Origin of the sequence: Thalassotalea sp. HSM 43, assembly GCF_004752005.1 — a bacterium.
Taxonomy (GTDB): domain Bacteria; phylum Pseudomonadota; class Gammaproteobacteria; order Enterobacterales; family Alteromonadaceae; genus Thalassotalea_A.
The window spans coordinates 730,544-746,037 of the sequence record NZ_CP038493.1; the positions used below are offsets into that span (position 1 = coordinate 730,544).

The 15,494-nt window shown below is 42.8% G+C and carries 16 protein-coding genes; 7 read left to right on the forward strand and 9 right to left on the reverse strand.

Translation table 11 applies throughout. From position 1 onward, the window contains the following. Nucleotides 1–3: 3 nt before the first annotated feature. The 4 genes from pilV (at nt 4) to E2K93_RS03065 (ending at nt 2,567) form a co-directional block, all read left to right on the forward strand. The gene (gene pilV, locus E2K93_RS03050; protein ID WP_135437675.1) at nt 4–573 is read left to right on the forward strand and encodes a type IV pilus modification protein PilV; all 570 of its coding nucleotides are present in this window, start codon (nt 4–6) and stop codon (nt 571–573) included. Continuing rightward, the gene (locus tag E2K93_RS03055) at nt 563–1,465 is read left to right on the forward strand and encodes a PilW family protein (RefSeq protein ID WP_135437676.1); all 903 of its coding nucleotides are present in this window, start codon (nt 563–565) and stop codon (nt 1,463–1,465) included. Before pilV ends, E2K93_RS03055 begins: the two co-directional genes overlap by 11 nt. Nucleotides 1,466–1,573: 108 nt before the next feature. After that, nucleotides 1,574–2,068 carry a hypothetical protein gene (locus tag E2K93_RS03060; protein WP_135437677.1) on the forward strand — a complete coding sequence of 165 codons (495 nt, stop codon included), beginning with the start codon at nt 1,574–1,576 and terminating at the stop codon, nt 2,066–2,068. 55 nt (nt 2,069–2,123) lie between these two features. Continuing rightward, the gene (locus E2K93_RS03065) at nt 2,124–2,567 is read left to right on the forward strand and encodes a type IV pilin protein (protein ID WP_135440390.1); all 444 of its coding nucleotides are present in this window, start codon (nt 2,124–2,126) and stop codon (nt 2,565–2,567) included. A 93-nt stretch (nt 2,568–2,660) separates the two neighbouring features. Here the strand turns inward: E2K93_RS03065 and E2K93_RS03070 are convergent, their stop codons facing one another. The 7 genes from E2K93_RS03070 to murJ form a co-directional block, all read right to left on the reverse strand. Next, nucleotides 2,661–3,257 carry a GspH/FimT family pseudopilin gene (locus E2K93_RS03070; RefSeq protein WP_135437678.1) on the reverse strand — a complete coding sequence of 199 codons (597 nt, stop codon included), beginning with the start codon at nt 3,255–3,257 and terminating at the stop codon, nt 2,661–2,663. Between the two features lie 310 nt (nt 3,258–3,567). Beyond that, nucleotides 3,568–4,497, reverse strand: coding sequence for a 4-hydroxy-3-methylbut-2-enyl diphosphate reductase (ispH, locus tag E2K93_RS03075; protein WP_135437679.1), 930 nt, complete (start codon nt 4,495–4,497; stop codon nt 3,568–3,570). Nucleotides 4,498–4,511: 14 nt separating this feature from the next. Further along, on the reverse strand, nt 4,512–4,946 hold the full coding sequence (gene fkpB, locus E2K93_RS03080) for an FKBP-type peptidyl-prolyl cis-trans isomerase (RefSeq protein WP_135437680.1): 435 nt from the start codon (nt 4,944–4,946) through the stop codon (nt 4,512–4,514). A 5-nt stretch (nt 4,947–4,951) separates the two neighbouring features. Further along, nucleotides 4,952–5,470 carry a signal peptidase II gene (lspA, locus tag E2K93_RS03085; protein ID WP_135437681.1) on the reverse strand — a complete coding sequence of 173 codons (519 nt, stop codon included), beginning with the start codon at nt 5,468–5,470 and terminating at the stop codon, nt 4,952–4,954. Between the two features lie 25 nt (nt 5,471–5,495). Then, the gene (gene ileS / locus E2K93_RS03090) at nt 5,496–8,315 is read right to left on the reverse strand and encodes an isoleucine--tRNA ligase (RefSeq protein WP_135437682.1); all 2,820 of its coding nucleotides are present in this window, start codon (nt 8,313–8,315) and stop codon (nt 5,496–5,498) included. A gap of 51 nt (nt 8,316–8,366) precedes the next feature. Beyond that, nucleotides 8,367–9,296: a bifunctional riboflavin kinase/FAD synthetase gene (ribF, locus tag E2K93_RS03095; protein ID WP_135437683.1), complete on the reverse strand. Its 930-nt coding sequence runs from the start codon at nt 9,294–9,296 to the stop codon at nt 8,367–8,369. 258 nt (nt 9,297–9,554) lie between these two features. Next, nucleotides 9,555–11,120 (reverse strand): murein biosynthesis integral membrane protein MurJ, encoded by a 1,566-nt coding sequence (gene murJ, locus E2K93_RS03100; protein WP_135437684.1) that lies wholly within the window; start codon nt 11,118–11,120, stop codon nt 9,555–9,557. A gap of 240 nt (nt 11,121–11,360) precedes the next feature. Here murJ and rpsT point away from each other — a divergent pair, with 240 nt between their 5' ends. From rpsT to E2K93_RS03115, 3 genes are all read left to right on the forward strand, one after another. Beyond that, nucleotides 11,361–11,621 carry a 30S ribosomal protein S20 gene (gene rpsT / locus E2K93_RS03105; protein WP_135437685.1) on the forward strand — a complete coding sequence of 87 codons (261 nt, stop codon included), beginning with the start codon at nt 11,361–11,363 and terminating at the stop codon, nt 11,619–11,621. A 307-nt stretch (nt 11,622–11,928) separates the two neighbouring features. Continuing rightward, nucleotides 11,929–12,537 (forward strand): PEP-CTERM sorting domain-containing protein, encoded by a 609-nt coding sequence (locus E2K93_RS03110; protein WP_135437686.1) that lies wholly within the window; start codon nt 11,929–11,931, stop codon nt 12,535–12,537. Between the two features lie 426 nt (nt 12,538–12,963). Further along, the gene (locus E2K93_RS03115; RefSeq protein WP_135437687.1) at nt 12,964–13,581 is read left to right on the forward strand and encodes a PEP-CTERM sorting domain-containing protein; all 618 of its coding nucleotides are present in this window, start codon (nt 12,964–12,966) and stop codon (nt 13,579–13,581) included. Nucleotides 13,582–13,811: 230 nt separating this feature from the next. Here the strand turns inward: E2K93_RS03115 and E2K93_RS03120 are convergent, their stop codons facing one another. Together E2K93_RS03120 and lgt are read right to left on the reverse strand one after the other, a co-directional pair. Continuing rightward, nucleotides 13,812–14,663, reverse strand: a complete 852-nt coding sequence (locus E2K93_RS03120; RefSeq protein WP_135437688.1) for a thymidylate synthase — start codon at nt 14,661–14,663, stop codon at nt 13,812–13,814. Further along, nucleotides 14,663–15,493 carry a prolipoprotein diacylglyceryl transferase gene (lgt, locus tag E2K93_RS03125; RefSeq protein WP_135437689.1) on the reverse strand — a complete coding sequence of 277 codons (831 nt, stop codon included), beginning with the start codon at nt 15,491–15,493 and terminating at the stop codon, nt 14,663–14,665. The genes E2K93_RS03120 and lgt overlap by 1 nt, the downstream gene beginning before the upstream one ends. Nucleotide 15,494: the final 1 nt, after the last annotated feature.

The following is a 15,494-nucleotide window of genomic DNA, read 5'->3' on the forward strand; positions in this document are numbered from 1 at the left end:
TAAATGCAACGAACAAACCAGACTGCGTTTTTTAAGAGACGAAATCTCACCAAATACGAAAACAGAAACAAAAATAGAAATAATAACAGAAACCAAGGCAGTACCTTGCTTGAGGTGTTAGTGGCCATGCTACTGCTGACATTAGTTATGCTCTATTTAGCTAATGTTGTCTTGCATGCGACCAGCAAAAGCCACAATAATATCCGGCAAATACAGGCACAATATCTTTTAAACGACCTTATTAACCTTCTCAGCAGCAATGACGGTGCGATAAATAACTACGCTCATCAGTTAACATCTGCAGCTTCTCTCAGCTCTTCGGCGGCAGCTGCCGGCTCGTTAGTAGATTGCAACATTAGCCAGTGTGAGCCTGACATAGTCGCTAAGTATCAACTCGCCAACTGGCAACAACAACTGCATCACTTGCCAAATGGCGCAAGCAAGCTTAACGTGACCTCGAATAAAGCCACCGCTAGCCTATTCTGGTCTGAACTCGGCCAAGTGGAAAACTACACAGAGTGCCCCAGTAAAACCGACAATTACTATTGCCTGAGCCTAGATTATGAATATTAAGGGCTTTAGCTTAGTCGAGTTAATGATATCTATGGCGCTTGGTATATTTATACTGTCGATAACCATGGCAACATTGGCGTCGGTCAACAAACAATTTAACTATCAGTCGACGCTAAGCGCCATAAATGACACCGCACGTTTTAGCTTTACCTTACTTGAGCAAGATTTAAAAGAAGTCAGCTATTGGCAATCTCTAGTTGAGATGAGTCAACTGTCTGGTAGCGCCTTTATCTCGACAGTTACCAATAGCTGCCGCGCTGACTCACAAGATTGGGCGAGAGCTATCCAACAAAGTGTGTTTGCGATTAATGATGCACCCAGTGACTATTTGTGTGTCGCTGAAGATGCTTATCTCAGAGGTGACATATTGACGTTACGTGGTATTAAGCATGAGCTAGCCACGGCATTTGACCCGAATCAACTTTACCTTAAAACCAATGCTGCTCAGTCAAGGTTTTACTTTGGTCGAGATAGTTCCGATACAACCAATCAGCTAAGTAATGCCAGTCAACATCAAACCTTTAGTCACAGTTTTTATATCGGCAACAGTCAAATTCAATGTAACGGGCAACCTGTACCCGCCCTATATTGGCAAACATCTCATCGCGGCTTTCCGAGAAAGGAAGAATTACTTAGCGGTGTTGAGCACATGCAAATCACTCTTGGGCTAGATAACAATGACGATAATATTGTCGACCAAGTCGTGTCGCCAAATAACGTCGCGAGCTGGCGCAATGTGATGCATGTAACCGTCGATTTATTGGTACGAAGCAAATGCCCGGATAGCCAACATGTTGACAATAAGATCTATCGCCTTGGTGATATCACTTATCAAGTAAGCGATAACTATCACCGCCGACAGTTTCGGCAAAGCTTTATCATTAACCAATAATGGAATCATTAAGGCAATAATCAATAAGCCAAGAAATAATACACTAAGAATTAATAAGCTAAGAAAGAATAACAATGCAGACTGGTATAGATAAGGCAAAGGCAAGCAATGAGCTTAAAACATAAGCAAAGCGGAGCACTGCTGTTTAGCGTGCTGATAATATTGATCATCATCATGCTCATCGCCAATGCGATTTTTAAGCAAGTATTAAATCAGTCATCACAGATAACTATTTTTCAGATGCATCAGTTAAGCAAAAACCGTCGCCATCAGGCGATATCACAAGCGAAAAAAGAACTGCGCGACAAAATCTCTCGAGGTGATGATTTAACTCTCAGCCATGACTACTACCATGGATACGACACCCGTTTGCAACTTAGCGACATTAACTGGCAAGACGCAAAGCAATTAGGCAACCACAGTCGATATAAAATTGCTTACTTAGGTCAATTGCCCGCTAATGCCTCGTTAACGTTGCCGGTTAAATACCATGTCTTTCACTTGTTTACTCGATCCAACTCACAAGATTCTGCGCCTTATTTGCAACAGCACCTTATTCGTATTGAAGTTAACCGTTCAAAGAGCGCTAACGAGCAGCAATAAAAACTATGAATAAAGGCCTATAAGAAAACATGAAAAATTCATATGAAAAACACTTATGAAAAAAGTAAGCAGTCTTAGAGGGGTTACTTTGATTGAACTGATGATAACTTTAGTGATTATCGTCATTCTATCAAGTGTTGCGCTAACTAATTATCAGCAATGGTTAATGAAGGTTAACCGCGAAGATGCAAAAGCCAGCTTATTAGCTCTGGCCATTGCCCAACAACAGCACTTCAGCAAGTATTTAACATACAGTGACAACCTTGTGCTGTTGGCTCATCAACAGTGGCCAGATACAACTTTGTCACAACAACAAAAATATCGTTTAACGATTGCGACCACAACACACCATACCGGCGTAATAGACAGCTTTATGATCACCGCAACCGCGCATGATACGCAGCAAAAAGATAGCGAGTGTTTTACGTTCCGCATCGACCATCAGCAATTTCTGCAAGCATTTACTCAATCAGGCGAGCATAACAATGCTTGCCTCTGACGTGTTAAGCAATTCTAGTGAGCTTTGATAATCCAACTCAACGTTCTTGAGAGTGAATGAGACTGAATGAGAATTAGTGAGAGTGAGGGAGAATTAATGGCACTGTATCGACTCGCCAGATGCATCATCATGTACGCCATCACCATCGTTATCTTGCGATACGCGTACTCGCCCTGCTCTGGTGACAATCAGCGCTCGATTATAGCGTTGGTTTTCACCATCGATACATAACCTGAGTGTACCATTTTGATACCAGGTAAAACCGTTATGTTGAAATTGTATGTAGTTGCGATTTTGAAACGCTCGCCAAGTGGCTACGATGCCGTTTTTGCTCGCTCCCATTCGGTAAAGCACGCTCTCATCTGTTGATTTGCGCTTATCACCATCAAGATCAGCAAATACCATAGTCCCTTGCTGCCAGTTGCCAGCGCAGCGCATACCATCGCTTGACGGACATAACGTAACAACGTTTGCTGAACTAATCGCCGCTTGGCGCGCAAAGGCAAACCCTTGCTGCCATTTATTAACTTCAATCATCATACGCTTTTGTAAAATAAGCTGCTTAAAGCTTGGCAAGGCGACTGTCGATAATATGGCAATGATACTGATTGCCACAATCAACTCGATTAAGGTAACGCCGTTTATCGCATAAGATGGCAAGCGTGTTGATATCCTGTTGTTAGGTATCATATGAAAATCCTTTTCATTTAGTGTGGATAGGCTTCCTGCCTAATTTAAAAGAAGATACTCTCTTAAATTTTATCGTAGAGCGTAAAGTAACGCGCACCACAAAGCGCTTATGCTGGGCTGTTGTGGCACTATTTTAAAACATTAAGATTATCAGTAACACACATTATAGATAAAAAATGGCGTTCTTAGCACAGCAGAAAAAGTGCCACTTTAAACTCAGACCAAATTCTTAACTTAACTGATATTGGCACTCACTCAGATACAAAAAAGCCCGCTATTGCGGGCTTTATAATCTGATTTTCAGAGCTCATTATCTTAGCTCGGCTGGTACCGCAAATACTGTGGTTTCTTCACGACCAGGGTTTTCCGTAACCACTTTACCGCCCATTGCTTTTAGTTGTTGCACAACTTGCGCAACCAAAATTTCAGGCGCTGAGGCACCAGCGGTAACACCAATTGAATCAGCTTGAGTTAGCCATTCTTCGTTGATATCCGATGCACCATCAATCAAGTAAGCGGTAGTGCCCATTTTCTCTGCTAGTTCTCGCAATCGGTTTGAATTAGAGCTGTTTTTCGCGCCAACAACCAATAGTAATTCTACTTTGGCGGCAATCGAGCGAACCGCATCTTGACGGTTTTGTGTTGCATAACAAATATCGTCTTTTCTTGGGCCTTCGATGTTAGGGAATTTTGCTCTTAGCGCATCAACAACTTCAGCGGTGTCATCGACAGATAGTGTGGTTTGCGAGCAGTAAAACAATACATCGGCATTTTTCACTTGCAGGCTTTCAACGTCGGCAACCGATTCGACCAGGTAGATACCACCGGATTGCGATTCATATTGCCCCATAGTGCCTTCCACTTCAGGATGACCGGCATGACCTATAAGCACACATTCGTGATTTTTACGTGACGCGCGAGTAACTTCCATATGCACTTTGGTTACCAATGGACAAGTTGCATCAAATACTTTCAAGCCACGGTCTTTGGCTTCTTGGCGTACTTTTTTAGACACGCCATGAGCAGAAAAGATAACGGTATTATCATCTGGAACTTCGTGCAATTCATCGACGAAAATGGCACCACGATCTTTAAGGCCATTAACCACAAATTTATTGTGAACCACTTCATGTCTTACATAAATTGGCGCACCAAATATATCCAGCGCACGATCAACAATACTGATTGCTCTATCAACACCGGCGCAAAAGCCACGAGGATTTGCCAGAATGATTTCCATAACTTGTCCTTTTCTTATAATACTTCGACTACATCGACAGCAAAGGTTATCTCTTGCCCAGCCAACGGATGGTTAAAGTCGACGGTTACCGCTAAATCATTGACTTCGCGAATCACGCCTGGAATTTCACCACCAGGAGCGGTAAAGGTCATAATAGCACCAACTTCAGGCAGTGTCTCAGCGGTAAACTTTTGTCTATCAACGTAATGAATATTCTCAGGGTTCACTTCGCCAAAGGCATCGATTGCCGCCAAGGTGAACTCTTTAGAATCACCAGCTTGAAGCCCTAACAATTGTTGTTCGAACGCTGGAGAGATACTGCTGTCTCCCAAATTTACTCGGGCAGGTTTATTATTAACCTTGGTGCTATCGGCTGCAGAACCATCCGATAACTTCATGGTAATGTGCATCAATAAACTTGAATTTTCAGCAACGATTTTATCACTCATTATTACTACTCTTGAGATTGAGTCTTGGACTCGGATTTTGACTTATCGTCATTTTTAAAAGCATCAATGATCATCAATGCAGCACCGACAAAAATCGCCGAATCGGCAATATTAAATGCCGGCCAATGACTATTACCAATATAGAAATCGAGAAAGTCGATAACGTAACCGTACATAACCCGATCGATAAGGTTACCCACCGCACCACTTAAGATCAACGCAAACGCAATGGCGATCATCTTATGGTGTTTGGGTGTTTTACTCATCCAGAAAATCAGCAATATGCTCATCACGGCGGCTATCGCCGTAAAAAACCAACGCTGCCAGCCGCCTTGATCAGCCAAAAAGCTAAATGCAGCGCCTGGGTTGTGTACATAGGTTAAGTTGAACAATGGCATTACCGCGATACTTTGACGGTAATCCATGGTTGCGACAACCAATTGCTTCGATGCTTGATCGACAATCAGCATTATCAGCGCCAACCAGAGCCAGCGCAATCCTGTTTCTTTAAATACGTTTGACATAAGCCTACTTCTCTATTGCCATGTCTTAGGCAAATTGACGTGTTTCGCCTTCACCTTCAATGTTGGTGATACAACGACCACACAAATCAGCGTGTTGTTCATTGCTACCAACATCGTCGGTATAGTGCCAACAACGCTCACATTTGCTGCCACTTGATGCTTTAACAACAACTGACAAGCCAGCAACTTCACTCACAAAGGCACCTTCTGGCGCTTCACCAGTAACCACGTTTGCGGCAGAGGTAATCAATACAAAACGCAACTCTTGCTCAAGCTTTTGCAATTTAGCCGCCAGCTCTTCCGATGCGTATAAGGTTACGTCCGCTTGCAAGGTCGCGCCAACAACTTCGTCACGACGCGCTTGCTCTAATGCTTTGTTGACCTCGGTACGAACAGCCAATACTTGTGTCCAGAATGCATCGTTTAGTTCAGCGTCTTGTGCTTGCTCTTGTAAACCATCGAACCAAACACCGGTAAATACAAACTCATCACGCTCACCTGGTAATGCCGACCAAATTTCTTGTGCAGTGAACGAGGTGATTGGTGCCATCCAACGAACCATTGCTTCTGCAATTAAGAATAATGCCGATTGACAAGAACGACGCGCATGCGAGTCTTCTTTCGCGGTATATTGTCTGTCTTTGATAATATCCAGATAAAAACCACCCAGCTCTGTGGTACAGAAGTTCATTAACTTTTGCACAACCGCATGGAACTCGTAGTTGTCATAAGCGTCAACAATCTCTTGTTGCAAGCTTGCGGCTTTAGCGACAACCCAACGATCCAAGGCAACCATATCTTCAACGGCAACCATATGCTGATTTGGCTCAAAGCCATTCATATTGGCTAATAAGAAACGCGACGTGTTACGAATACGACGGTACGCGTCAGCTTGACGCTTAAAGATTTCATTCGACACGGTGATTTCTTGGGTATAGTTCACTGACGCGACCCAAAGACGTAAAATATCGGCACCCATTTTATTGGTAATTTCACTTGGCGTGACAACATTACCAAGCGATTTAGACATCTTATGACCGTTAACATCGACGGTAAAACCGTGAGTTAGCACTTCACTGTATGGTGCCTGACCAGTCATTGCCACCGATGACATCATTGATGACATAAACCAACCACGGTGTTGATCGCTACCTTCGAGGTACAGATCAGCACGCTTGTCGAACTCTTCGCGAGCCGAAACAACTGAGTAGTGCGAAACACCAGAATCGAACCAAACGTCTAAGGTATCAGGTACTTTTACATACTCATCTGAACCTTCGCCGAGTAATTCCGCTGGTTCCATGTCAAACCACGCTTGAATGCCGCCTTGTTCAACTTTCTTCGCGACTTCTTCAATCAAGGCGATTGAATCAGGGTGCAAAGCACCGGTGTCTTTATGAACGAACAAAGCAATTGGCACACCCCAAGTACGTTGGCGTGAAATACACCAATCAGGTCGACCTTCAACCATTTTTTCGATGCGGCTTTCGCCCCAGTCTGGGATCCATTTGGTTTTGCTGATTTCTTTTAATGAATCACTACGCAAATTATTTTGATCCATACTGATAAACCATTGCGGTGTCGCACGGAAAATAATCGGCGTTTTATGGCGCCAGCAATGTGGGTAAGAATGCTCATAAGCATGATGATGCAGCAAAGCGCCCTTTTCTATTAGGGTTTCAACGACATTATTATTGGCTTTAAATACGTGTTGACCACCAAATAACTCGGTATCCGGTAAATACACACCATTAGCGCCAACAGGGTTAGCCACTTCTAGGTCATATTTACGGCCAACGTTAAAATCATCTACACCATGACCCGGTGCAGTATGTACACAACCTGTACCTGAATCAGTGGTCACGTGGTCGCCTAAAATCACTGGCACAGTGAAATCATAAAATGGGTGTTGAACTCGAACGTTTTCAAGCGCACCACCTTTACAAAAACCTAAAGCGTGATATTTTTCTACGCCAAAACGGTCCATGCAGTCTTTAACAAGATCTGTGGCCAAAATAAGACGCAATGGGCCTTGCTCGGTTTCTGCTTGTACCAAGGTGTATTGTAAGTCAGGGTGCACAGACACCGCGCGATTCGCTGGTAGCGTCCACGGCGTCGTTGTCCAAATGACAATACCAATTTGGCCTTCACCACGATGATCTTCTGGGTGATCGAATAAGTCCGCCACACTGTCATCGGCATTAAATTTAACGTCAATGGCCGGTGATACTTTGTCTTTGTATTCAACTTCCGCTTCGGCTAGTGCTGAACCACAATCGGTACACCAGTGCACAGGTTTAAAACCTTGATGCAAATGACCGTTTTCAGTGATTTTACCCAATGCGCGAATGATATTGGCTTCGGTTTTAAAGTCCATGGTCAGGTATGGATTATCCCAATCACCAAATATACCTAGACGTTTAAAGTCTTCGCGTTGACCATTTACTTGAGTCATCGCATAGTCGCGACATTTTTGACGAAACTCCGCCGAATTAAGCTTTTTACCTGGCTTGCCCCACTTTTTCTCAACAACCAATTCAATTGGTAGACCATGACAATCCCAGCCAGGAACGTATGGTGAGTCAAAATCAGACAAGGTTTTCGCTTTAACAATAACGTCTTTAAGAATTTTGTTTACGGCATGCCCTAAGTGAATATTACCGTTAGCATACGGAGGGCCGTCATGAAGAATAAATGACTTTTTACCTTTTTTGGCGGCTCGAATTTGACCGTATAGATCTTGTTCCGCCCATGCTTGCAGCATTTTCGGTTCACGTTGCGGTAAATTACCGCGCATCGGAAACTCGGTATCGGGTAAATTTAAGGTATGTTTGTAATCACTCATTGAAATAATTATCCGTAGCTATTAACTATTCACTTGCATGTAATGCCAAGATTAACCTTGCTGTAGGCAAAATTGGCGTGCTTGTTCTGCATCTATGGCAATTTGTGCGGTCAAATCCGTTAGAGAGGCAAATCGTTGCTCTTCTCGTAACTTTTTCAGTAACACAACTTCTATCTGTTTACCGTACAAATTACCTTTAAAATCAAAAATATGGACTTCCAACTGTTGTCGGATGCCTCTTACTGTTGGTCTCGAACCTATATTGGCGACACCATTATACGACTGACCGGCTATATTGGTCTGCACCACATAAACACCACTGACCGGTGATACGCAGCGTTTTAACAAGACATTTGCGGTTGGAAAACCTAAATTTCGGCCTTGTTTATCACCGTGAACCACACGGCCACGGATACTGTATTTTCGCCCAAGCATCACTTGTGCTTCTGCTAAGTCGTTTTGTTGTAACGCTTTGCGTATTTCGGTGCTGGAAATACGACATTGATGTACTTTAAAACTGGCGGTATCGGTTACGTCAAAACCGTATTTAGAGCCTTCTCGTTGCAACATGGCAAAATCACCTAAGCGATTCTTACCAAACCGAAAATCATCACCGATGATCAGGTGTTTTACACCAAGTTTGCGTACCAATAAATCTTCGACGAACTGTTCTGCTGATTGTGCTGCAAATTTGTGATTGAAATTAACACAAATTAAGCGCTTCACGCCGAGTTCTGCCAACAACGAATATTTATCGCGCAAACGGCTTAACCTTGCCGGTGCCATTTGCGGGTTAAATAATTCTTGAGGTTGTGGTTCAAACACCATTACGGCGGGGATCAAATTCGACTGTTGGGCTTTTTCAACCAGCGCTTCAACAACTCGCTGATGTCCTAAATGCACACCATCAAAGTTACCAATAGTTAGCACGCAGCCATTGTGCGCGTCTCGAATATTGTGGATGCCTCTAACCAGTTGCATTAACGTAAAAACCTGTACCTCAGTGATAGCGAAGATACTGCCTTTTAAAAGACAATATAAATACGCCAGTAATAACCGGCGAATTATATATCAGTGTGGCGCAATAATCAGCACCTAAACGCAAGTTTGCAAAATTTTTAGAGTTTTTTTTTCGTTTGACGAAAAAGCGGCATCAGTAAAGTGGCTATTTGAGCTAATTTGACGACAAATTATTGCCTATATGCTTGTTACTTCGCAGTAATTCGAGCCGTTGCCATATTATTTACCAATAAAATGGCGTGGCCTAAGACCCAGCACAGCCGCTGCTGCAAAATAGATAACTGCGCCGGACAGGATAAGGCCAATTAAGTTGCTGACCTTTTGCCACAACGACATATCAACCCACAGGGCAAATTCCGGTGATAACCACATTAGTGCCAAGGCCATAATGGCTGCACTGATGACTAATTTGACGATGATGGTTATCGTTGCTCGGTCGATATGATAAATATCTTTCGCCGCTAAGCCTCTATATAACAAGGTTGCATTCAATGTTGCGGATAAAGCCGTCGCAATGGCTAGCCCGACATAGCCAAATACCGGTGCCAACATTAGATTGAACGCCATATTAGCTGCCATCGCTTTAACACCTATTATCACAGGGGTCTTGGTATCTTGGCGCGCGTAATAGCCTGGAGCGAGGATTTTTATGAACATAAAGCTTATTAAACCGCTCATGTAGGCGAATAACGCATAAGATACATGTAACACGTCTTGCTGCGAGAACTCACCGCGCATAAATAGCACCATAATCACGGGTTGCGCTAATACAATCAAACCCGCCATCGCTGGCCAGCCTAATAAACTCACCACTTTTAATGCCCAGCCAATGGTATCGGCAAATTGGCCAGAATCTTTGCTGGCATGTAATCTCGATAAACTCGGTAAAATGATGGTAGCAATGGCAATACCGAACAGACCAAGCGGAAACTCTAATAAACGGTCTGCATAGTAAAGCCAACTGATCGAACCGGTTATAAGGAAACTGGCAATCAAGGTATCAAGCAATAAATTAATTTGTGTCACTGATACGCCAAACAAAGCCGGGACAATAAGCTTGCGAATTTTGCTAACACCAGGATGGCGCCAACCCCATGACGGTTTCACTAATACACCTGCGCGATACAAAAACGGCAGCTGAAACAAAAATTGACTTAAACCACCAAGAAATACTCCCCAGGCTAAGGCATAAGCTGGCTCTTCAAATTGACTGGATAGAAATATCGCCGCCAATATAATGCACACATTGAGCAGTACGGGTGTAAACGCTGCTGCGGCGAATTTACCTAGGGTATTAAGCACGGAACCTGCCAGCGCGGTTAAGGCAATAAACCATAAATAAGGAAAGGTAATGGTTAACAAACTTGATGCTAAGTCAAATTTAGCGGCGTTAGGGCCATCATTAAGCCAATCGACAAACCAGCCAAAGCCAAATAACGCAACCACCACAGGCGAGGCTATCATGCCAAACAAGGTGACAACCGAGACAATGACGCCTAATGTACCGCTGACTTTAGCTATCAGCTCTCTGCTTTCGTTTGTGCCATTGGCTTGATCTTGGTGCTGATATTCAGACAATACCGGCACAAAAGCTTGTGCAAATGCGCCTTCAGCAAATAATCGACGCAAGAAATTTGGGATTTTGTTTGCAAAAAAGAATACGTCGGCACCCGCACTGGTACCAATCTTGTCAGCAATAACGATATCTCTGACCAAACCCAGTACTCTTGATATGAGGGTCATAAAACTGACTATTAGGCCAGATTTAAGCAAACGCTTAGCCAAAATTGCTGCTCCTTTGTTATTTTTATTAATAATTTGGTTACCAAGGCCGGTAAAGTTTCGGTTCAGGGGCCAATTATGTTAGTATCATATCCTTTGACGGGCTGGGTTAAAACCGCTATTTCATCCTAATCATCAGTTAATCGATTTTATTTAGTTAAAACGTTTGACATTGGCGGAAAAAACAGGCATATTTCGCAGCCTTAAATTATGGCTATATTATTTAAATTTTAGGAGTTCACCTTGGCTAACTCTAAGTCTGCTAAGAAGCGCGCTGTCCAATCTGAGAAGCGTCGCCAACACAATGCTTCACGTCGCTCTATGATGCGTACTTACGTGAAGAAAGTTATCGCTGCAATTGAAGCTGGTAACAAAGAAGTTGCTACACAAGAAATGGTAGCTGCTACACCAATTTTAGACCGTTACGCAAGTAAAGGTTTAATCCACAAAAACAAAGCGTCTCGTGTTAAGAGTCGTTTAAATGCAAAAATCAAAGCTCTTTAATTGAGTTTTTGCTAAAGTTTTTTTAGAAATACCGCCTTTTGGCGGTATTTTTTTGCCTAAAAAAAGCCACCTTAAAAACCTTAAAAAAGCCCCTTAAAAGCTGTAAAAAAGTCCGTCATCCCTTTTTCCACAAGGCCTGAACTGGTGTCAGAATTTTTTACAAATCACTACTTTGCCTTTTGTTTTCATACCTATTTCGACGTCAAGTCACTAATAAGATAAGTAAAAATTATTTCGGAATGGATATTGCAACCTTTAGCCCGAGTTCCAAATTAACGGCTAAAGACAAAATTCAAGAGGAAATCTTATGTTTAAAGGAAAGAATCTGATTGGTGCTATGTTGCTGCTCGTACTCTCCTCATTCGCCGCCAAGGCCAGTTACATGGCGCCTTGTGATGAAATGTATATCGGTGTTGAGCAAAGTTATGCCTGTGACATGGGTACCGTCAACAATGACAAACTCAATCCGCTTCAAGTCAATGTAGACATGATGTTCGGTTATGATGATTGGGAATTCCTCTCTAAAGATGAAAGCAACTCAGGTCAGGGTCAATCAGGTACGTTCACCTTTGATCCGATGGACGGCTATGACATCATGGTTGTACTAAAAGGTGGTGCAGCAGCAAACCCAGATGTCTATGTTGGCTACTGGTTAGATTTTGAATCAGCGTATGATGCAGAATCTGACAGCTACATTTTCACTTGGGAGTCACCATTTGTTGGCCCTAATGGACCAATTCAAGATGTTTCACACGTCAGTTTTTACGCTCGCTTGTGTGACGAAGCATCGACCACCGATGGTCTGCCAAGCAACTGTGACGGTACCAACCCACCGTCAGAAGTGCCAGAGCCTACTTCGTTACTGATTTTAGCAAGTGGATTACTGGGATTACGTTTCGCAAGAAAAAGAGTTTAATAGACTCGTCTTTATCTCCAACGCATCTTAGGCCTTCGCCTGAAGAACCAATGACAAAGAGAACAGTGATCCTGTTCTCTTTTTGTTTACCCTTTCAAAACAAATATCATTTTTATCTCCTTGATCCCCTACCCCTCAACGCCTTTATAAACATAGCCTGTAGCATCAACAACACCGTCAGAATAAAGATAAATCCAGCCTTAAAACAATGGCTTTAATGTAAAGTTGTTACCTTTCAATAAGATGGCTGTTAGCTGCAATTCTGATACTGACAGGCTTTTTTACACTCGAATCAAGCACCCACCGAGTCAGCAACCGAGAAACACAAATAAGACATTGAAATATAACATAAAAAAAATATTGGAATGTATATTGCTTTGTTCAACTCAATTATTCAGTTAACAATAAAACCCAAGAGGCAAGGTTATGTGGAAAGGAAAAAGTATAATAGGTGCCGTGTTAATACTCGCGTTTTCAGCATTCGGGGCAAACGCAAGCTACATGGCTCCATGTGAAGATAGATACATTGGTATCGAACAAAGCTTTGCATGTGATATGGGCTCAGAAACTAATGATTTCATTAAAGACCCGTTACAAGTTAACGTAGACATGATGTTTGGTTACAGTGATTGGATGTTCCTTGAGAAAGACGAAGGGGAAAATGTTCCTGCTGAGTCTGGGATGTTCACCTTTGATCCTATCGATGGTTATGACATCATGGTTGTACTAAAAGGCGGTTCTGCTGCGGATCCTGATGTTTACGTTGGCTACTGGCTTGATTTTGGCGCCGCATTCGATGAAGAGTCTGGCGACTACATATTCACTTGGGATTCTCCTTTCATCGGTCCTAATGGTCAGATGCAAGAAGTGTCACATATCAGCTTTTACGCTCGTATGTGTAACGAAGATGAAGTAAGCACAACAAGTGATTTACCGAGCAGCTGTGATGGTACGAACCCACCGTCAGAAGTTCCTGAGCCAACTTCACTGCTTATACTTGCAAGTGGTCTACTAGGATTACGATTTGCGAGACGCAGAGCTTAGTTAAGAGCTTAGTTAACTTGTCTGAGTTCGCCGGAGCATAGCAGCGAACTCGACACAGCTTCAACTAGCCCTGACCAACTAGTTAATAGATATAGATAAAAAAGGAGAACAGTATCACTGTTCTCCTTTTTCTTTAAGTTTTGTTTAAGCTGCTTGTTAAACGTTTTGTTAAGCAATTTGCTAAGCGTTTGGTCAAACGATTTAAGCGAACAGAAAGCTATACGTAAAAGCTATACCGAAAATGGGTATTGAATCGGATCATGATGCTCATAACCAACCACTTTAAAGTCATCCGCGGTAACCCATTTTTCGACATCTTCCAAGGTTTTAATATCTGGATTAATCTCTAACTTAGGTGCAGCTAACGGTTCACGTTTAAGTTGAACATTTTGCATTAAATCTAACTGATCTTCATAGATATGCGCATTGACAATTTTATGAAAAGCGGTGCCCGCTTTATGACCGGTAATTTGCGCCATCAAGGCTAAAAACGTAAACACTTGAATTTGGTTAAAGTTAAGCCCTAATGGTACGTCACATGAACGCTGGAAGCTCGTCAAATGCAATGTATCACCTAGTAACGAGAAATTATGGGTGTGCATGCATGGGCGTAGACAGCCCATATGAAATTCGCCAGGGTTATAGAAAGAGATAATTTCGCCACGGTCATCGTTACCGTTTTTCAAATTATCGACCACTTTCTTTAACTGATCTACGGTGCCGCCGTCTGGCTTTTGCCAAGAACGACCTTGTACACCATAGACGCGGCCCATATCATCTTCACCTTTACGGTATGGGTTGTTCAACCATACGCTGTTTTCATTAGCGTTGGCGTCCCAAGTACGAGCGCCAAGCGCACGAAAATCAGCGGCATTATCATAACCTTTGATATAACCAAGCAATTCCGCAATGGCTGCTTTATAAAAGCTTTTACGTGTGGTGATCAATGGAAATTGATTATTGGCCACATCGTATTGTAAGTCAGCATTGATAACCGTAAGACAGCGCTTGCCGGTACGTTTGTTATCTACCCAAACACCTTCGTCGATAATGCGTTGACAAAGATCTAAATACTGTCTCATTAGTGCGCTCCCTTGGTTTGCTTGTTGCTTGTGTCGTTTGTGTGTTGATTTAAGCCCCAGATAATCAATGCCAAACCACCAATTACCATAGGTAAGGACAATATTTGCCCCATAGAAATAAAGCTAAAAATAAAGCCTAAATGGGCATCTGGTTCTCTAAAGAATTCAACGATAAATCGAAATGCGCCATAACCGGCTAAAAATGTACCGCCCGCGACACCAGTCGCTTTTGTATGTTTACTGACAAAGTAAACCATAAAGAACAATACCACGCCTTCGAGGAAAAACTCATACAATTGCGATGGGTGGCGAGCAAGCCCCAATGGATCGCTTGGGAAAACCATTGCCCAACTGACGTCAGTTTCTCGGCCCCAAAGCTCGGCGTTAATAAAGTTACCGATGCGCCCTGCCCCTAAGCCAAATGGCACCAGTGGCGCGACAAAATCACCAACTTGTAAGAAGGACTTTTTTTCTTTACGGGCGAACAACAATATAGCCGTTAATACGCCTAGTAAGCCGCCATGGAATGACATGCCACCGGTCCATATTTTGAATAAATACAGCGGGTCACTTAAGAAATAGTCAAAATTATAAAACAATACATAGCCGACTCGACCGCCAACAATGACGCCAAGAAAGCCATAAAATAATAGGTCACTAACCTGGTCTCGGCTCCACACGCCATTGGATTTATCGGCCGCTTTATTGGCGTAAACCATGGCAAAGATAAAACCAATTAGGTACATCAATCCATACCAGCGCAAAGCAACAGGGCCGACGGAAAAAATAATGGGATCAATTTGTGGAAATTGAATAGCTGCAAATGTCATA